Raw genomic sequence first — 19,129 nt, forward strand, 5'->3', positions numbered from 1 at the left:
TTCACGACGAACTTATTGCGCGGTCCATCCGAGGTCGATGTTCCAGCTGCTGCCGGTAACCGCCCCGGCTGAATCGGAGGCCAGGAAAGCCACCATTTCTGCCACTTCAGCCGGCTCGATCAACCGCTTGACCGCCGCATTCTTCAACATGATATTTTCGATGACTTCCTGCTCTTCCATACCATGCATCCTGGCCTGGTCAGCAATCTGATTGTCTACCAGCGGAGTTTTCACATAAGCGGGACAGATCGTATTGGCAGTGATTCCCTGCGCACCGCCTTCAAGGGCCGCTGTCTTGGTCAAACCGATCATGCCATGTTTAGCGCTGACGTAAGCGGACTTACCCGGTGATGCTACCTGTGCGTGAACCGAGGCAATATTGATCACGCGCCCCCAGCCGTTTTCGCGCATATGTGGCCATGCCGCCTGCGTCAACAGGAAAGGCGCGGTAAGCATCAAGTCGATGATCTGGCGCCATTTCTCTTCCGGAAACTCTTCTATCGGTGCCACATGCTGAATTCCGGCATTATTGACGAGAATATCCACTCCTCCGAACCGCTTGTTGGCCTCCGCTACGGCGGCACGGCAGGCCTCGGGGTCGGTCAGGTCCGCCTGGAAGAAGGCGGCGCCCGCAGCTTCCGCCACGTTCTCGCCCGCCGGGTTGAAATCCACTGCCAGTACTTGATGGCCTAGCTGACATAGATGCTTTACTACTGCCTCACCGATGCCGCTGCTGGTGCCCGTCACCAGGGCTACTCGAGGGGTCGCGTTTTTTCCATGCTCATTCATGCTGCTCTCCTTTCTGGGTAGCTTGTTCTGCGTAACTCGTTTCTGGGTAATTTACTTCTGGCAATCTGGTTTGGGTACTTGGACTCACGCCTTGTTCATGTTGTATCACTTTGTGTCATCAACTTGCATCAACCGCGTCATCATCGCTTGAGCAAGTCTTGCGGCTTCACCCATGTCTTGAAGTTCCTTCAGATCTTCCAGGATACAGCACCGCCAGACATGAAACGGCGGTTCGAGAAGTTCCGCTTCCAGGCGGTACTCACCTGAAGGTAGAGATAGTCGATAGCAGGTTCCTTCTGCTGGGGGTATGTGCGTTTTTGCTTGCGCTGGCACGGCTACCAGCCATAACGCAATGGGAGTGATCAACGCCCCCACCAGCACCTCATCGACTCGGTGGAAACACAAGGCATCAACCCCCAAGGCAGGATTGAAATGAGGAGAGAGTTTCATTTCACGCAAATGCTTATCCCGGTAGCGCGTGGCAATATCGGCAAGATATCGATAGTCTGCGGAACTCAAGGCCTGCATTTTTTCTCCTAGTGTCCTTCGTTAATGCGTATACATCGTGCTTATGGGGCGAGTAGTCGTTCGCTATTGGCGATTTTCAGGGCGGTGCTACACAATGACGCCCAATTGATCATGCTTCAGGAGAGTGCAATGTTCGTGGTTATCTTCGGCCGTATGTCCTGTCCCTTCTGCGTACGGGCCTTGCGCCTGGCCGAGCAACTCGAGGGAGCGGGCAAGATTGAAGGATACCGCTATGTGGACATGCCGAAAGAGGGTGTGACCAAGGAAGACATCGCCAAGACCGCAGGCAAGCCCGTATATACGGTTCCGCAGGTCTTCGTTGATCAAGCTCATATCGGTGGGTTTAGCGAATTTGATCATTATGTGCGCACCCAAGGGTTGCTCTAGACGTTCTAAGGCTCGCACTTCGGCGACTCCAGCGGCACTCCAGCGACAACGCCGTTTTACTCGCGTTGAACGGCGTTGATCCTTCCTTGCCTATACTGACCCCGACCAGCCTTGCTGGCGATGAATCAGGAGTCGGTACCGTCAAAGGCGAGGAAACGTTATGCAACGCGAGGAGTTCACACAGCAACTATGGCTGGACTACGTTCACGCTCATCCCGACATCGGGGCGCTGCGGCTATGGCCCTTGCCGACCACCGCGGAATACATGACGCTTCTTACCCTCAATTATGGGGCATTTGCCAGTAGCGCCCTGCTACCGTCTCTCGCTCACCTGGGATACCGCGTCATGAGCCGTTATGCCATGGCGGATAGAGGCGTTCTTGTCCACTTGCTCGCGCCAACGGATAACGGCAGCTGGCTGGTGCTTGCGGAACTTCAACTGGGAACCTTGTCGCGCCAGCCTCGTGAAAAGCTCAAAGCCTTGATCAACCAGGCCCATCCCGACGACTGCAAAGGACAGAATCTCTTGTGTCGGGGCAGGCCTTGGCCCATGCCGGATTGGCAAACCTATCAGCAGCTGAAGCAAGCTCATCCCCTTGCAGCTTGGTTGTCGATCATGGGACCCCGTCTGCATCATGCCGGGTTTGACTGCCGCCAGCTCGGCACCACACTAGACGCGTTGGACCAGAAGCTGACACAAGCAGGCTTGACCGGACAGACGGATCGCCACCACGGGGTGGTGCCGATTTCCCCTCTGCTCGACTACCGTTTCTACCCCGCCCCACCACAGAAAGTGGTGTTTGCCGACGGCGACGAACATCGCATCAGCCTGGGCGGGCTTGCGCTGGCTCAGAAGTGTGTTCAAACCGCCCATGAGCGCGTTGCCGAACTCCTGCTGCCACATCATACGCGGTGTGAAATTGCCTGAGCGAGGCTGAGGATGAATATCCACCGCCTGGCCCAGACACGGCTCAATCAAGCTCGACGAAGGTCATTTCGGGTACGTGATCCGGCACGATCAACTTGCCGGCCGTCTTCTCGACGATCTCTTCGACACTCACGCCAGGAGCCCGCTCTTTCAGGATAAAGCTGCCGTCCTTGATTTCCAGATAGGCCAGGTCGGTAAGTACCCGATTGATGCAACCAGCTCCTGTCAGTGGCAAGTTGCACTGTTCCAGCAGCTTCGATTCACCATGCTTGGAAGCATGGGTCATGGTACAAATGATGTTTTCCGCGCCGGCCACCAGGTCCATGGCACCGCCCATGCCCTTGATCAGCTTGCCGGGAACCATCCATGAGGCGATGTTGCCGTTCTGGTCGACTTCAAACGCTCCCAGTACAGTGAGATCCACATGTCCCCCACGAATCATGGCGAAGGACTCCGCCGAGGAAAAAATCGCGGCACCAGGGCGGGCCGTTACCGTCTGCTTGCCGGCATTGATCATGTCGGCATCCACTTCTTCCTCGGTGGGAAAGCGCCCCATCCCTAGCAGTCCGTTCTCCGACTGCAGCATGACATCGATACCATCGGGAATATAATTGGCAACCAGCGTGGGGATGCCGATACCGAGATTGACGTAGAAGCCATCTTCCAGCTCGCGGGCCACGCGCTGCGCCATCTGTTCACGTGTCAAAGCCATGTCAATTACCTCTTGTTATATCGAATTCTCGAAAAGACCTGAACCAATGGATCAGCTGCGAACGGTGCGCTTTTCAATACGCTTTTCAAACGAGCTCTGGATGAGACGATCCACGTATATGCCCGGGGTATGAATCTGGCTCGGTTCCAGTTCACCCGGTTCGACGATCTCTTCGACTTCCACGACTGTGATACGACCCGCAGTCGCTGCCATGGGATTGAAGTTCTGTGCAGTGTGGCGGTACATGACATTCCCGTAGCGATCGGCTTTCCACCCTTTGACGATGGCGAAATCACCGGTGATGGCTTCTTCGAGAATATGCGGTCGCCCGTTGAACTCACGTACTTCCTTGCCTTCACCGATAGGTGTGCCATAGCCGGTGGCCGTATAGAAAGCTGGTATACCCGCACCGCCGGCCCGCATTTTTTCTGCCAGGGTTCCCTGAGGAGTGAGCACGACTTCAATCTCGTCATTGAGCATCTGCTGCTCGAACAGGGCATTTTCTCCCACATAGGATGCGAAGATCTTGCGGATCTGACGGTCCTCCAGGAGCAAGCCCAACCCGAAACCATCCACGCCACAGTTGTTGGAGACGACGGTAAGGTCCTTGACGCCTTGGCGCTTGATTTCCGCAATCAGATTTTCCGGAATACCGCATAACCCGAAGCCACCGGCGAGAATCGTCATACCGCTTTGGATTCCCTCCATGGCTTCCGCGTAAGATGAAACCCGCTTATCGAATCCTGCCATTGGTAAGCCTCACATTGTTGTTGGTGAAATACCGTGGGAGACGCTCCTGATGAAAGTAGCTGCGATGCTCACCAAGAACGCACTAGTCATGCTCGATACGATTTTACTGTAGCGTCAGTGTTGTCCCTGGCAATATATTTGTTAAGTTTGTTTTTTTTATCAATTTATCATTTTTTCAAAATAATCGACTGAAGGCCTAACCGCGTGACACTCAAACAACTTCGTGCTTTTCTTGCCGTAGCGCAGACGCTGAGTTTCACCCAGGCCTGCGATCGGCTGCATCTTTCCCAGCCGGCTCTCAGCCTGGCCATCAAGGGGCTTGAAGAGACTCTGGGCGGCAGGCTTCTCATCCGCAGCACTCGCAGCGTAAGGCTTACCCCCGAAGGCGAGTCCCTGCTCCCCTTGGCCAAGCATCTCCTGGCCCAGTGGGATAATACCGAGGAGCTGCTACGCCAGCGCTTCACCCTGCAGCTGGGCCGCTTGAGCGTTGCCGCAATGCCAGCATTTGCCTGCAACCTGCTGCCTGCGGCGCTGGTCGAGTTTCGCCAGCGCTATCCACGCATCAACATCACCGTGCATGATGTGATCAATGAAGAAGTCACCGAGATGGTGCGTTCACGCCAGGTTGAAATGGGCATAGCCTTCCGCCCCGAGGGCACTGGCAGTCTATCGTTTACCGCCCTGTTCGAGGATCGCTTTGTCGCCGTGGTTGCTAGAGACTCACCTCTGGCGGCACTTGACTATCTGACATGGCCCATGCTCTTGCAGCAGCCCATCATTACTCTGCAACGACCCTCCATGGTGCGCCGGTTGCTGGAACAGGAACTTGGCAAGCGTGACATCGACTTGCAAGTGGCATTTGAAAGTCATCAACTTGCTACCGTGGGCCGCATGGTGGCTTCCAACCTCGGTGTCAGTGCAGTCCCCTCGATGTGTATTCGGCAAATGCAGGAGTCCGGCGCTTGTTGTCTGCCGCTCTTGGAGCCAAGCATCACCTGCACGGTAGGCATCCTGACCCATGACGAGCTATCCATTGCGGCCCACACCCTCAGTGGCGTACTGCAGGAAACCGTGCAAGCCCCGACCTTGAGCCGCTAGTCCAGGCAGGGTTTCGCCTCAGGCTTGGCCAACAAGAAACCTTGCATATCGTTGCATCCGTGGCGCAGAAGGAAATGATATTGCTCCCAGGTTTCCACTCCCTCGGCCAGCACTTCGATCCCAAGACGGTGACTCAGGTCGATCATGCTCAGAATGATCGCCTCATCCTTGGAGTTACGCCCGATATCCTTGACGAAGCACTGATCTATCTTGATACGATCCAGGGGCATCTGCTTAAGTCGATTGAAGGAAGAATATCCGGTACCGAAGTCATCCAGTGCCAGACGATACCCCGCCTGGTGCAAGGCATTGAGCTGCTCCAGGGCAACATCGGGATCCTGCAACAAAAGGGTCTCGGTGATCTCTAGTTCGATACGATGCCTGGCCACACCGGAGGCATCGACCAATTCGTTCAAACGTATCACGAAATCTGCCTGGAGAAGCTGCAGGGGGGAAATATTGATCGCCACATAAGGTATCGTGTGGCCTGCATCTTGCCAACGGGCCAATTGACTGCACGCCATTGAAATCACCTGCCAGCCGATAGGCACGATCAGTTGGGTCTCTTCCGCCAGAGGAATGAACTGCGCGGGAGAAATCATGCCCTTGTCGGGGTGGGGCCATCGCAGTAACGCTTCAAAACCGCAAAGCTTACGCAACTCAAGCGAATACTGTCCTTGGTAGTACAGCACCAGTTCATGTCGGCTGATGGCCAAGCGCAAATCCTGTTCGAGAGCGAAACTTTCCAGACTCACCGCCGTATGGCGAGGCTGATAAACCTGCAACTGGTTCTTGCCGAGAAGCTTGGCCTGGTGCAGCGCGTTATCGGCGTTGCGTATCGCATCGCTGGCATTCGTGCCATCCCAGGGGCAAAGCACCACACCTAGACTGGCGGTGATTTGAAACGAAACCTGCCCGATCGACACGGTCTGCTGGGTAGTTTTCAACCAGTCCTGTCCCAGGCTCTTGGCATCCTCCAGCAGGGCCTCCGCTTCGTTTCGGGAAGTCGAGTAGATGACGGCAAACTCGTCTCCCCCCATACGATATAATGTTGCCCCGTTTCCCAAGCGCCCGTGCCAGCGAGTCGTCAGTTCAATGAGCAACTGATCTCCCGCACCGTGTCCCAGACTATCGTTGACGAGCTTGAAGCGATCCAGGTCCATCAGCATCAAGGCGAAACCCTGCACCGGCTCCTGGCGAAGCCGATGGTGCAAATCAGCTTCCAGCCGTGACCGGTTCGCCAGCCCGGTCAGAGTGTCATGGTGGGCCTGATACTCAAGGTCCCGGGTTTTCTCTTCCACTCGAAGTGCCAACGTGGCTTCACGCGTATGCATGCCGAGCACGACGGCGGCCCCCATCGCCCCAAGCAGCGTGAGTAGCAAGTTGAATTCGAACAACGTATTTCCGGGAGCCGCGAAGCGGTAACCATGGCCTGCGGCTACCGTCACCAGCCACGTCTGTTCCGCGAAATCGAGGGTAAAACGTTCCTTCAGAGAACTTTCATAAAAGCTCTCGTAAAAACTCTCATGAGAACTCTCATGAGAACTCGGCTGCTCGAGAGGCAGGTAATAGAAGCGATCCCCTGCCTGGCTCAGGGTTATCTCCATGAAGGCTAGTTCGCTCATGTTTACCGCGGCGCTCATCATTCGAGACACGGTAAAGACGCCGACCACAAATCCCGCGAGAGACTGGTCGCTGTCAAGCGAAACCGCCTGGGGCTGACGTTGTGAGTGATACACCGGCTGCAGAATCAGATATCCCGGTTCATTCGGCGCCTGGGTCAGATGAATGACTTCAGTCGCGGTGGGTCGGCCGCTTTGAAACGCCCGATAAACCCACTGGCGACGATCCTCTTGAGATAATAAGTTGAATCCAAGCGCCGCTTCGTTTTGCGCCAATGGCTCCACATACTGGACCACCACCATGGAATCGTCTTGTCCGAGGGAGTCGCCCTCGACGAGATAGTCGTCCCGATCCAGCAATTGCCGCGTCTGGCGCTCGAAGGTCTTGCGCTCGGCGACCGGTACTACCGGATCCCAAGAATACGCCAGCACTGATGGATTATCGGTAAATATCTGATAGGAGAGATCATGAAATACTTGTGGTGAGGGTGGCCGATCCCGGCTGAAGGCACGGGCCAGCTTGCCAAGGTCCGCCAGGTTCTGCTGATATATCCGGTTCAGGTTGGCTTGCAATATTTCCACGTCGCGGGCGAAGGATTGCTCGATTTGCCGCTTATGCTGATTCACTTGCCCCTGGTGAATAAAGAGAATGGCGGCTAAATTGCCGCCCAACAGGACTAGTAGTCGCCGCCTCGAGCGCCGGGAAATACCATTGGGAGCACGACTGAGCATAGCCAAGGCCAAGGGGGCGCCTACTACCACACCAAAACTGTCCCCCAACCACCAGCCCAGCCAGACATGTGCAGGATGTGGGCCGACGGGCGACGGAGTGAGCTGCCACAAGGCGGCAGTAGCGACGGTGGCACTGAGCAGAGTGGAGCCGAACCCTATCGCTAGAATGAAACCTGGAATACTCCCTTTCCGGCCACTGACCAATGGGTTTCCCAGTCGATGGACGCCCCAAACGCCTACCGCCGCTTGAGCCACGACACCTATCGCAATTTCCAATGCGGTCAGGTATACCCGAGGGTCCAGATTGAGCTCCCATCCCCCCAGGTACGAAATATTGAAGAGAAAACTACCGATGCCAGCACCCGGCAATACACCATAGCCAAAACGGACACCCGCCGCCAAAGCAAAGCCTGCCGGAAGCCAGAACGGGGTAGTATAGCTGTATCCCAAGGTATGACTGAGCAGTATGCCTGTCAGCAGATAGGTAGCCGCCAGCTCACTATTTTGTCTCACACATGACTTCCGAGCTGACACCGGCATTCTCCTACCAATCCATGGAAAAAGACTGATCCACCCAAACCTTCGCTACATAAAAACATGGCACCTGTTACTTGATCCAGCAAACAAGGCAGGCTGGGAAGCTTTGCCAAGATCATTTAGCATTGGATACAAGTGTTTTGAGGATTTAGTCGATGGCCATCCTGAAAGGATTCGTGAGCGTCATGCTGCTGACGCTAAATACCCTATTCTGGGGAGTGCCATTAGTGGCATTGACCCTGCTTAAAGTGATTGCACCGGGCTTTAAACTAAAACGGCTGCTCCTCGAAGGGCTCAATCGAGTTGCACTCAACTGGATCGGGTTCAATTTGTGGTGGATGCGGCACTGGTTGAAACCAGCGCTCACGGCTACCTTCCCCGATAATCTTAGCCCTCGCCAGTGGTGGCTGGTCATTTCGAATCACCGCAGCTGGACCGACATCTTCATGTTATTGATGGTGCTGCATCGTCGCATCCCCATGCCGCGCTTTTTCCTGAAACGGGAATTGATCTGGATACCCATTGTAGGCTTGGCATTCTGGGCGCTGGAGTTCCCGTTCATGCGTCGCTTCACTCGCGACCAGGTGCAGAAGAACCCCAAGCTGGCTAGAATTGATCGAGAAATGACTCAGCGCATGTGCGAAAGGGCACGTGACATGCCGATTGCCATTTTTAATTTCGTTGAAGGGACTCGTTTCACGCCCGCGAAACGCGATGCTCGCAACAGCCCTTTCAGGCATTTGCTAACTCCCAAGGCAGGGGGAGTTGCCCAGGTTCTCAGTCTGCTTGGGGACAAGCTGGACGGTATCCTGGATATCACCATCAGTTACCGCAATCCTTCTCCAAGCTTCTGGGACTTTCTTTGTGGCAAGGAGCAGCCTGTCATGCTCCACGTCCGACGGCTCGATGTTCCTGCCTGGATGCAAGATATCGATTATCAGGAATCTCAGCACAAGGAACGCTTTCATTCATGGCTCAATGCACTGTGGCAAGAAAAAGATGCCGCACTCGACAAGCGTCTCGATCATCTTTGAGACGCTTCGCGTTCTGTTTATTTTTATCGTTGAGTTTTCTTCAGGGATGCGCTGCTCCTACCGAGCGTACACAGCAGCGCATAGATACCGCGCCGAGTGGCCACGCACCAAGTCACTGGATCCGCGTATCTCGCGGCGACACCTTGAGTTCCCTGGCCGCTCAAGCCAGGATTCCCATCGAGCGCTTACAGCGATTCAATCCCGGCACTGATTCCCGGCGGTTGACTGTCGGCCAACGGCTAATGTTACCGACTCAACAGGAGCGAGCCCCGTCCGGTGGGCCTTACCGATACCAGGTTCGAGCAGGTGATACTTATTCGAAAATCGCACGCCATTTCGGCACCACTGCAAGCCGAATTCAAAGTGCCAACCCTGGCACCTCGCCCACCCAATTGCGCATAGGCCAGCTTATTACCGTCCCATTGACGGGAGGAAGTTCAAGTCGCAGTGCTCCGGCCCGCAAGGTGCCACAAGCTTCGCCCACACCGCCGGCGTCTACAGCTTCACCTTCGGCTTCCGCCAGCCTGCCCGTTTCCGCCCAGCGGTGGCCGTGGCCGCTTGACGACTACCGAGTGGTGCGCCGATTCGGCCCAGATAGCCGAGGAACACTGCAGCCCATGTTGCTGGCTACGCAGGCTGGCGCCAAGGCTAAAGCCGTGGCTCCAGGAGAAGTTCGTTTCGCCGATAATATGCGTCAGCTCGGTCAGGTAGTAATCGTCCATCATGCGGACAACCTGCAGACTGTCTACGCACTATGCGATTCCCTGCTGGTTGCGGTAGGAACGCGAGTCGATAGAGGCACTCCACTGTGTACCGTGGGACAAAGCAACTCTACCCAGCGCCATGATCTGCTGTTCGATCTTCGCCAACAGGGCAAGCCCATCGACCCGCGTCAAGTATTGAAATGAACTATCTTCTTGATATATCGATGCCCTAGGCTCATCTAGGCTAGGGCCAATCAGGAAAGTTTGTTCAACCGCGATAATAGCCAGGTTTCACGAAAGGGGTCGGCGTCACTGTCATCGGCAGTTGCTTGCCCCGCACTTCTGCCAATACCTGGGTACCCGGCTCGGCCAATTCGATATCCACATACCCCATCGCTATCGGCTTACCTATACTCGGACCAAAGCCCCCTGAAGTCACGCAACCGATAGGCTCACCTTGGGTGTCGTATAACTTCGCCCCCTCTCGAACTGGTGCCTTCCCTTCGGCCACCAAACCCACGCGCTTGCGAGTATGATCCTTGGCATCGATCTGATGAAGAATCATGTCAGCGCCGGGGAAGCCCCCTGGTCTCTCTCCGCCATGGCGCCGCGGTTTGCCGATGGCCCAAATCAAACCGGCTTCCACCGGCGTGGTTTCGGCATCCATATCATGCCCATAGAGACAGAGACCCGCTTCCAGTCGTAGCGAGTCACGAGCCCCCAGTCCTATTGCTTCGACCTCCGGTTCTGCCAGCAGGCGCTTGGCCAGCGCTTCAGCATTCTCGGCCGCAACGGAAATTTCGAATCCATCTTCACCGGTGTAGCCGCTACGGCTGATCCAGACTTCATGATCATCCAATTGGAAGCGGCCGTGCTGCATGAAAACCAACTCACACGCTGCGGGACACAGCCGCTGCATTACGTTCACGGCTTGGGGGCCTTGCAGTGCCAGTAATCCTCGGTCCAGTACCTCAATGTCATGAGTGTTGCCCAGGCTGGCTCGCAAGTGAGCGATATCCTGGTCCTTGCAAGCCGCGTTGACCACCAGATAAAAATGGTCGCCCGCATTCACCAGCATCAGGTCATCGAGAATGCCACCTTCAAGGCTGGTAAATAATCCGTACCGCTGCATGCCGGTACCCAACCCTTCCAGGTCGGAGGGAACGAGAGTCTCCAGCGCCTGGGCCACTTTTTCTCCTGAAACCAGAATCTGCCCCATATGGGACACATCGAATAGCCCACAGGCGGCTCGCGTATGCTCGTGCTCTTTCTTCACACCCAAGGGATACTGCACGGGCATTTCGTAGCCCGCGAATGGCACCATTCTGGCGCCTAGGGATACATGCAGCGCATGCAAGGGGGTCTGCTTGAGATGGGCCATAAACGACTCCTCTATCAAAACGGGTAAAACGAAAAAAGAACGGGAAGGTGCTTAAACACCTTCCCGATCTTCTTGGCAGTTTATTTCAAGCCTTACGGCTTGTCGTTGCCGAGTTCTTCTCCCGGCAATACATCTTTCCCATTGAAATAATCCCGCGTCAGCTTGAAGACCACAGGAGAAAGCAGGGCCAGGGCGATCAAGTTGGGAATCGCCATCATGGCGTTGAAGGTGTCCGCCATCAGCCAGATAAAGCCTAACTGCGCCATGGCTCCCAAGGGGATCGCCAAGACGAAAAGGACACGATAAAGCATAATGGAACGAGTACCGAACAGGAACTGGAAGCATTTCTCGCCGTAGAATGACCAGCCCAGAATAGTGGTGAAGGCAAAGACCGCCAGGGCCAGCGAGACAATCTGATTGCCCACTCCAGGCAAGGCGGCATCAAACGACAACGCGGTCAGTGAGGCGCCGGCTTCGCCCTCCATCCATACGGTAGAGGTCAGGATGACTAGCGCCGTGATGGTACAAACGATGATGGTATCGATAAAGGTACCCAGCATCGCGATCAACCCCTGACGTACCGGGTTCTTGGTCTGCGCAGCAGCGTGGGCAATGGGTGCACTCCCCAACCCCGCCTCGTTGGAAAAGATACCGCGAGCCACCCCGAAACGAATCGCTGCCATGACCGCTGCTCCGGCAAAACCACCAGCGGCTGCTATAGGATTGAAGGCATAATAGAAGATCAAGCTGAACGCCTCACCGAGCTGTCCGGCATTGACGATCAACACGGCTAACCCGGCCAGCACATAGGCGATCCCCATGATCGGCACCAGCTTACCGGCAACCTTGGCGATCCGCTTGATCCCCCCCAGTATCACTGCCCCCGCGAGCACCATGATGACAATACCCGTCAACCAGTGAGGAATGGCAAAGGTGGAATCCAGCGCATCCGCCACGGAGTTGGACTGCACGGTGTTACCGATTCCAAAGGCAGCTACCGCCCCGAAGAAAGCAAAGGCGCCGCCTAGCCATAACCATTTTTTTCCCAGACCATTCTTGATATAGAACATCGGTCCGCCAACATGGTAGCCAGTATTATCCGTTTCACGATAGCGAACTGCCAGGACCGCTTCGGCGAACTTGGTCGCCATGCCGACCAGAGCGGTAATCCACATCCAGAACACCGCCCCGGGGCCACCCAAGGCGATAGCCGTCGCCACCCCGGCAATATTACCCGTTCCGATAGTCGCTGAAAGCGCCGTCATCAAGGCATTGAAAGGTGATATCTCACCTTCGTCATCAGGCTTTTCCGTGGCTTTCTGGACCGGCGTACGGCCTTGCCACATCAGCTTGAACCCCATGCCCAGCTTTCTAATCGGCATCAACTTCAAGCCAATCTGCAAGTAGAGGCCCACGCCAAGTAACAGCACAAGCATCAATGGCCCCCATACCACCCCATTGATAGCGCCGAAGACACTCGTTAACGTATCCACTTTATTCTCCTTTTCCCTTGGTTAGCTTTTATGCCTGACCACTTGCCACGAGGCTCTGGCCTGTACTGCCTGTCATGCCAGCGCAGGCAGACAGATCAGCATGTTTTACACCATCTACCCAGAGTTCTTCCATGGTTTGGTGTTCGATCAGGGTAAAATAAGCTGTCTAGTGACAATAACCGATACTGGCAACGGCAAACCCGCTGTGGGGATACCAACGCCTGAAGGCAACAAGGAAACTTGTTTCCGATAAGAAACACGCTACCATATCCGGACAAAATGAAAGGCCAGTCCGATCGCAATCGCTAACGCAGTTCATGCGCGTATCGTGGCAAGAGTCGCCAAGCAATACTGTTGGCGTTACTATTTGCCGCTCAGCCTGTTCGTTCAGCAACTGTTTCATATAGGAAATGAAGATGAGCAATATCCCCACCAATTTGCGTTACGCCGAAAGCCATGAATGGGTTCTGGATCATGGTGACGGCACCGTCACCATCGGTATTACCGATCATGCCCAGCAAGCCTTGGGTGATGTGGTGTTTGTCGAACTGCCTGAGCCCGAACGCGAACTGAACAAAGGCGACGAATTCGGCGTGATCGAATCCGTCAAGGCCGCTTCCGACCTCTACTCTCCTGTGAGCGGTCAAGTCATCGAAGTCAATGAAACGCTGGAAGACGCACCCGAGACGGTCAACGAGTCCCCCTACGCTGATGGCTGGATCATGAAGGTACGCCTTGGCTCCGATAATAAGCTCGACGGGTTACTCGATGCTGACGGTTACCAGTCCTTGATCGATAACGCCGAATAAACCCACGATAAGCCTGCCTTGGTTGCAGGCTTACGATCCCTGGCTCCTTTACTGCTCCGATTCACCTACCCGCTTGGATTCCCTGCATGCCTTCTGATCAACGCCGCTTGGCCGAGTTGGCCGACCATGACGCTTTTATCAATCGCCATAACGGCCCGAGCAGCAACGATGTCGCCGTCATGCTCGATAGCCTTGGGATGGAAAGCCTGACGCATCTTATCGAGCGTACCATTCCGCAAGATATCCGCCTCAACCGGGAACTCGCCCTGGCAGAGCCACGGGGTGAAGCGGAAACCCTCGATTACCTGGCGCGTCTGGCAGCCCAGAACCGCGTGGTGAAAAATTATATCGGTCAAGGATATTACGACACCCATGTGCCAGCCGTAATCCAGCGTAATGTTCTGGAAAACCCCGGTTGGTACACCGCCTATACTCCTTACCAGCCAGAAATCTCTCAGGGTCGCCTGGAGGGGTTACTCAACTTCCAGCAGGTCGTGATGGATCTAACCGGCATGGAGCTTGCCAACGCCTCTCTGCTGGACGAAGCGACCGCTGCTGCCGAAGCAATGGCGCTTTGCAAGCGAGCCAACAAGAAATCCCGCTCCAATGCCTTTTTTGTCGCGGACGACGTGTTTCCACAGACACTTGATGTAGTGCGCACACGCGCGGAGAATTTCGGCTTCACATTGATTGTCAAACCCGCCGATACTGTTGCCGAACACGATGTATTTGGCGCCTTGTTACAGTACCCCGGTAACAGCGGGGAAATTCTGGACCTCGGCCCGGTTCTGAAAAGCGCCCGTGACAGTGGCATCATGACCTGTGTGGCAACCGATCTGCTCGCCCTGGTAATGCTTAAAGAGCCCGGTGCCTTGGGAGCGGATATCGCGATAGGCAGTTCCCAACGCTTCGGCGTCCCCATGGGTTTCGGCGGCCCTCACGCCGCTTTCTTCGCCACGTCCGACAAGCTGAAACGCTCGATTCCAGGACGAATCATTGGTGTCTCGAAAGATAGTCGAGGCAAGGTTGCCCTGCGTATGGCCATGCAGACCCGTGAGCAACATATCCGTCGTGAAAAGGCCACCTCCAATATCTGTACCGCTCAGGCGCTACTTGCCAATATGGCGGGCTTCTACGCGACCTATCATGGCGCGGCAGGGCTGAAGAAAATAGCCGAACGCACCCACCGCCTCACCACAGTTCTGGCGGAAGGATTGAAGCAAAGCGGCATTCAACTCGTGCATGATACCTGGTTCGATACCCTACGACTTACACAGGTGGATGCTCGCCAGATTCATGGCCGAGCCATGACCCATGATTTGAATCTGCGCTATTTCGATAACGGCGATGTGGGGCTGAGCCTGGACGAGACCACGACCTCACACGATCTCGCCACCCTGTTCGATGTTCTCGTTGGCGAAGAGCATGCACTGTCCGTAGCGGTCCTGGACGAAGCCATCGCCCATAAGGGTGAGAGTGGAATTCCCACGAACTGCCAGCGGGAAAGCCTTTTTCTGCAACACCCCACTTTCCAGCGCTACCGCAGTGAAACCGAGATGCTGCGTTACCTGAAACGCCTGGAGAACAAGGACTTGTCGCTGACTCATGCGATGATCCCGCTGGGCTCATGCACTATGAAGCTGAACGCCACCAGCGAAATGATCCCAGTCTCGTGGCCGGCCTTTTCACGTATCCACCCCTTCGCTCCGCGTGACCAGGTGGCGGGATACCATCAAATGATTGAGGAATTGGCCGCTTTTCTTGTGGAAATCACCGGCTACGACCATATCTCCATGCAGCCCAATTCAGGTGCCCAGGGGGAATATGCAGGTTTGGTGGCAATACGTCGTTACCAGGCTGCACAAGGCGAGAGTCATCGAAATGTATGCTTGATACCCAGCTCCGCCCATGGCACCAATCCGGCATCTGCCGCCATGGTGCAAATGACAGTCGTCGTAGTCGAGTGCGATCATAATGGCAACATCGATCTGCAGGATCTACGTAACAAGGCCGAGCAGCATAGTCAGAATCTATCGGCCATCATGCTGACCTATCCTTCAACGCATGGAGTCTTTGAAGCTCATGTGCGCGAGGCCTGTGATATCGTCCACGCCAATGGTGGTCAGGTCTATATCGATGGGGCAAACATGAATGCTCAGGTTGGTTTAACCCGCCCCGGCGACTTTGGTGGCGATGTATCCCACCTGAACTTGCACAAAACTTTCTGTATCCCTCATGGTGGTGGCGGACCTGGCATGGGACCGATCGGGGTCAAGAAACATCTGCTTCCTTTCGTCTCCAACCATGTAGTGACCCCTATCGAAGGAGTCAGCGAAGACAGCGGCGCCGTTTCTGCCGCTGCCTTCGGCAGCGCCTCGATTCTTCCCATATCCTGGGCCTATATCAAGATGATGGGGGCAAGGGGGCTCCGCGAAGCAACACAGTTAGCCATTCTTAATGCCAACTACATAGCCAAGCGGCTGGAGCCACACTACCCCGTATTATATAAAGGCAACAACGGTACAGTAGCGCATGAATGCATTATCGATATCAGACCGCTAAAATCCCGCTCGGGCATTAGTGAAGAAGATATTGCAAAACGATTGATGGACTATGGTTTCCATGCGCCTACCATGTCCTTTCCGGTTCCCGGCACCTTGATGATCGAGCCGACTGAATCCGAATCACTCTACGAAATCGATCGTTTCTGCGATGCCATGATCAGTATTCGGGAAGAAATCAGCGCCGTGGAAAATGGCCAGTGGAGTCTTGATGATAATCCATTAGTCAACGCTCCCCATACGCAAGCCGACCTTACCGATGTTGAGTGGTGCCATCCTTATACGCGAGAAGTTGCTGCTTTCCCTTCTGAAGCTACAAAAGAGGGAAAGTATTGGCCCGCTGTAAACCGCGTTGATAATGTCTTGGGCGACCGGCAACTAATTTGCTCTTGCCCCGGTATTGAAGAATATCGCAACTAAGCCCTGCTCCCGTTCATACTGTTACAGGTATGGACGGGGGTCTTTCCTGGGTTCGCTGGTTGCGAAAACCTGACAACAGCTTTTCGTAGCGTTTAGGCAAGGTGGCTCCATCTCTTTGCAACAAATAAAGCACTTCATCAACAGACGATGTCAGTTTTAGCTCCTTGACTTGTCTTTGCCATGGGGATGTTTCCAACACTAGACGTGATACCACGGTAAAACCTAATCCTCGAGCCACGGCGTCTAACACCATGCTCACTTGATTAGTGAACCCTTGATGGCGGAAATAACTCATCGAACGAAATTCTTCTGGGTAATTTATCTTTAAAAGAGTCGTTGCGTGATTGATTCCATCATAGTAATTGATAAACCCCAATCCCATCAATTCACTTAATGTGCTTCCTGTGAAATCTGCAGGCACTACTAGACAAAGTGGCTCATGATGCCAAACACTGCATTTTAATTCAGGATGTTTGATCGCCTCTGTCACGATGCCCACATCATAACGGCCATTCAGCAAATCATTGGCTATTTCATGATTAAATGCAAAGCTATAATTTACCGTTAGATTAGGCTGCATCTGCTGTTGCCCTAGTATGTAGGGATAGAACATTATCCCTACACTACCCGGCGAGGCAATCCTGCACTCACCACTATCAAGAGAATCATCATCGAGACCATGGCGAAACTGCTCATGTTCGGCAAATAGTTTCAAGGCATAATCATAGGCTCGACGCCCCGCATCAGTCAGGGTAAAGCTTCGTCCTTGTCGTTGTAATAGCGATTTCCCAAGATAAACCTCTAGCTTACGTATATGCTGGCTGACCCCCGGCTGTGTCATGTCCAGCCGTCGAGCGGTGCGGGTAAAACTCCCTGTCTCTACCAGGGTAATATACGTGCGAAAATACTGAGCATTAAACATAGACTATGACCGACCCGAGACCAAAAAACTCTCACTAGTCTAGCAGCTCGCCTTTCGCAACACAGCGCTGCACCTTCCTGTTTGGGCATGGTAACATTGGAAAAATCATCAACCTGTCACTTAGCTAATCATAATTAGCCATAACTACGGAAGCACCCGCCCTCGGCCTGTCGCTTCTGTTACTTGAGTCCATCATCTCTATCCTTTACTTGGGTCCTCATGAAAAAATCACATATCTTGTCACGGTCTCCCACTATCTCTAGCACAATATCACCAGAAGGTAGCCTGGAAGTCCTTTCCCAGCATGAAGTCAATCGATTGCATCGCACTTCCCAAAGCGGGCTACATGACCTATTGCGGCGCTGCGCCCTGGCAGTATTGAATTGTGGAAATCCCACTGATGACAGTGTTGCGCTCTTGGAGGCTTACAAAGATTTTGATATAGAAGTTCTGCAACAGGACAGAGGAATACGGCTAAAACTAACTAACGCACCGGCAGAGGCTTTTGTCGATGGCCGAATGATCCGAGGCATCCGGGAACACCTTTCGGCCGTCATTCGCGACATTGTCTACGTATATAACGAGATACAAACTCATAAACGCTTTGACTTGGAGACAGGAGAAGGCACGACCAACGCTGTATTTCATATCTTGCGCAAAGCAGGTGCCTTGAAGCCGGGCCGCGATCCCAACCTGATTGTGTGCTGGGGCGGGCACTCGATTTCACGCGAAGAGTATGAATATACCAAGGACGTCGGTTATCATCTGGGACTTAGAGATTTGGATATCTGCACTGGTTGCGGCCCAGGAGCAATGAAAGGCCCAATGAAAGGTGCAAATGTTGCACATGCGAAACAACGCCGAAGTGACGGCCGATATTTGGGTATTTCAGAACCAGGCATTATTGCTGCTGAAGCTCCAAATCCTATCGTAAATGAACTGGTAGTAATGCCTGATATTGAAAAACGCCTTGAAGCTTTTATACGAGTAGGTCATGGCATCATTGTGTTTCCCGGAGGGGTGGGCACGGCCGAAGAGATTCTCTACCTGTTAGGTATTTTACTTCACCCTGACAATACGGAAATGAAACTTCCCGTCATTTTTACTGGACCATCGAGCAGTGCGGATTATTTCAACAGAATCGATGAATTTTTAGTTTATGCTTTGGGGGAAAAAGTTAGAAATTATTATAAGATAATTATTGGCGATCCGGCTCGAGTAGCAAGATCATTAAGAGAAGAAGTCGATAGTGTTATGGAATATCGACGGCATCATCAAGATGCCTTTTATTTCAATTGGCGGTTAACCATAGCGCGAGACTTCCAGGCTCCTTTTGAGCCTACGCATCAGTCCATGGAAGCCTTGGCTCTGCACCGCAATCAACCGATACACGAGCTTGCCGCTAACTTACGTAGAGCTTTTTCGGGTATCGTAGCGGGTAATGTCAAGGAAAAAGGGATTCGAGCAATTGAAACATATGGTCCCTTTCGTTTAACAGCAGAGTCAGAGTTAATGCAACAATTGGATACTTTATTAAGTTCTTTCGTTCAACAAGGGCGAATGAAGCTAAATGATCAAGAGTATATTCCTTGCTATGTGTTGCAATAAAACTGCATCAATAAAAATTCAACCGGTTATTTGATTCTGTCAAATCCCGTTCGGCTTACCTGCGGCGATTCCCAAACCCCGACTTTCTGGGAAATCGGGGTCGGGAGCTATTTG

At 53.9% G+C, this 19,129-nt stretch carries 16 protein-coding genes; 8 read left to right on the forward strand and 8 right to left on the reverse strand.

Translation table 11 applies throughout. The features are described from left to right. Nucleotides 1-12: 12 nt before the first annotated feature. Both R5M92_RS05250 and hybE read right to left on the reverse strand, forming a co-directional pair. The gene (locus tag R5M92_RS05250; RefSeq protein ID WP_346798377.1) at nucleotides 13-789 is read right to left on the reverse strand and encodes a 3-hydroxybutyrate dehydrogenase; all 777 of its coding nucleotides are present in this window, start codon (nucleotides 787-789) and stop codon (nucleotides 13-15) included. 105 nt (nucleotides 790-894) lie between these two features. After that, complete coding sequence (gene hybE, locus R5M92_RS05255; RefSeq protein ID WP_346798378.1) at nucleotides 895-1,317, reverse strand: [NiFe]-hydrogenase assembly chaperone HybE; 423 nt, start codon at nucleotides 1,315-1,317, stop codon at nucleotides 895-897. 129 nt (nucleotides 1,318-1,446) lie between these two features. Between hybE and R5M92_RS05260 the strand changes: the two genes are divergently transcribed. Both R5M92_RS05260 and R5M92_RS05265 read left to right on the forward strand, forming a co-directional pair. Further along, the gene (locus R5M92_RS05260; protein ID WP_346798379.1) at nucleotides 1,447-1,704 is read left to right on the forward strand and encodes a GrxA family glutaredoxin; all 258 of its coding nucleotides are present in this window, start codon (nucleotides 1,447-1,449) and stop codon (nucleotides 1,702-1,704) included. A 160-nt stretch (nucleotides 1,705-1,864) separates the two neighbouring features. Next, nucleotides 1,865-2,632 carry a DUF1338 domain-containing protein gene (locus tag R5M92_RS05265; protein WP_346798380.1) on the forward strand — a complete coding sequence of 256 codons (768 nt, stop codon included), beginning with the start codon at nucleotides 1,865-1,867 and terminating at the stop codon, nucleotides 2,630-2,632. A gap of 43 nt (nucleotides 2,633-2,675) precedes the next feature. On the opposite strand, the gene R5M92_RS05270 is transcribed toward R5M92_RS05265, so the two are convergent. Both R5M92_RS05270 and R5M92_RS05275 read right to left on the reverse strand, forming a co-directional pair. Then, a complete protein-coding gene (locus R5M92_RS05270) occupies nucleotides 2,676-3,344 on the reverse strand; it encodes a CoA transferase subunit B (RefSeq protein WP_346798382.1) in 669 nt (222 codons plus the stop codon). 51 nt (nucleotides 3,345-3,395) lie between these two features. Beyond that, on the reverse strand, nucleotides 3,396-4,094 hold the full coding sequence (locus R5M92_RS05275) for a CoA transferase subunit A (protein ID WP_346798383.1): 699 nt from the start codon (nucleotides 4,092-4,094) through the stop codon (nucleotides 3,396-3,398). A 204-nt stretch (nucleotides 4,095-4,298) separates the two neighbouring features. On the opposite strand from R5M92_RS05275, the gene R5M92_RS05280 reads away from it, so the two are divergent. Beyond that, nucleotides 4,299-5,192, forward strand: coding sequence for a LysR family transcriptional regulator (locus R5M92_RS05280; protein WP_346798385.1), 894 nt, complete (start codon nucleotides 4,299-4,301; stop codon nucleotides 5,190-5,192). Here R5M92_RS05280 and R5M92_RS05285 read toward each other — a convergent pair. Beyond that, a complete protein-coding gene (locus tag R5M92_RS05285) occupies nucleotides 5,189-8,059 on the reverse strand; it encodes an EAL domain-containing protein (RefSeq protein ID WP_346798387.1) in 2,871 nt (956 codons plus the stop codon). The genes R5M92_RS05280 and R5M92_RS05285 overlap by 4 nt on opposite strands. A 179-nt stretch (nucleotides 8,060-8,238) precedes the next feature. Here R5M92_RS05285 and R5M92_RS05290 point away from each other — a divergent pair, with 179 nt between their 5' ends. After that, nucleotides 8,239-9,117, forward strand: coding sequence for an acyltransferase (locus R5M92_RS05290; RefSeq protein ID WP_346798389.1), 879 nt, complete (start codon nucleotides 8,239-8,241; stop codon nucleotides 9,115-9,117). A 119-nt stretch (nucleotides 9,118-9,236) separates the two neighbouring features. Further along, nucleotides 9,237-10,025 carry a LysM peptidoglycan-binding domain-containing protein gene (locus R5M92_RS16200; protein WP_417339126.1) on the forward strand — a complete coding sequence of 263 codons (789 nt, stop codon included), beginning with the start codon at nucleotides 9,237-9,239 and terminating at the stop codon, nucleotides 10,023-10,025. Nucleotides 10,026-10,089: 64 nt separating this feature from the next. Here the strand turns inward: R5M92_RS16200 and gcvT are convergent, their stop codons facing one another. Both gcvT and R5M92_RS05310 read right to left on the reverse strand, forming a co-directional pair. Continuing rightward, nucleotides 10,090-11,202, reverse strand: a complete 1,113-nt coding sequence (gene gcvT, locus R5M92_RS05305) for a glycine cleavage system aminomethyltransferase GcvT (RefSeq protein ID WP_346798391.1) — start codon at nucleotides 11,200-11,202, stop codon at nucleotides 10,090-10,092. A gap of 92 nt (nucleotides 11,203-11,294) precedes the next feature. Continuing rightward, nucleotides 11,295-12,695 carry a sodium:alanine symporter family protein gene (locus tag R5M92_RS05310; RefSeq protein ID WP_346798392.1) on the reverse strand — a complete coding sequence of 467 codons (1,401 nt, stop codon included), beginning with the start codon at nucleotides 12,693-12,695 and terminating at the stop codon, nucleotides 11,295-11,297. Nucleotides 12,696-13,111: 416 nt separating this feature from the next. Between R5M92_RS05310 and gcvH the strand changes: the two genes are divergently transcribed. Together gcvH and gcvP are read left to right on the forward strand one after the other, a co-directional pair. Then, a complete protein-coding gene (gene gcvH, locus R5M92_RS05315) occupies nucleotides 13,112-13,504 on the forward strand; it encodes a glycine cleavage system protein GcvH (RefSeq protein ID WP_346798394.1) in 393 nt (130 codons plus the stop codon). 86 nt (nucleotides 13,505-13,590) lie between these two features. Then, nucleotides 13,591-16,485: an aminomethyl-transferring glycine dehydrogenase gene (gcvP, locus tag R5M92_RS05320; protein WP_346798396.1), complete on the forward strand. Its 2,895-nt coding sequence runs from the start codon at nucleotides 13,591-13,593 to the stop codon at nucleotides 16,483-16,485. A gap of 13 nt (nucleotides 16,486-16,498) precedes the next feature. Here the strand turns inward: gcvP and R5M92_RS05325 are convergent, their stop codons facing one another. Next, nucleotides 16,499-17,407, reverse strand: a complete 909-nt coding sequence (locus R5M92_RS05325; protein WP_346798398.1) for a LysR family transcriptional regulator — start codon at nucleotides 17,405-17,407, stop codon at nucleotides 16,499-16,501. 219 nt (nucleotides 17,408-17,626) lie between these two features. Here R5M92_RS05325 and ppnN point away from each other — a divergent pair, with 219 nt between their 5' ends. Beyond that, nucleotides 17,627-19,015 carry a nucleotide 5'-monophosphate nucleosidase PpnN gene (ppnN, locus tag R5M92_RS05330; RefSeq protein WP_346798399.1) on the forward strand — a complete coding sequence of 463 codons (1,389 nt, stop codon included), beginning with the start codon at nucleotides 17,627-17,629 and terminating at the stop codon, nucleotides 19,013-19,015. The last annotated feature ends 114 nt before the right edge of the window (nucleotides 19,016-19,129 follow it).

The organism is Halomonas sp. Bachu 37 (assembly GCF_039691755.1).
Classification (GTDB): Bacteria; Pseudomonadota; Gammaproteobacteria; order Pseudomonadales; family Halomonadaceae; genus Vreelandella; species Vreelandella kashgarensis.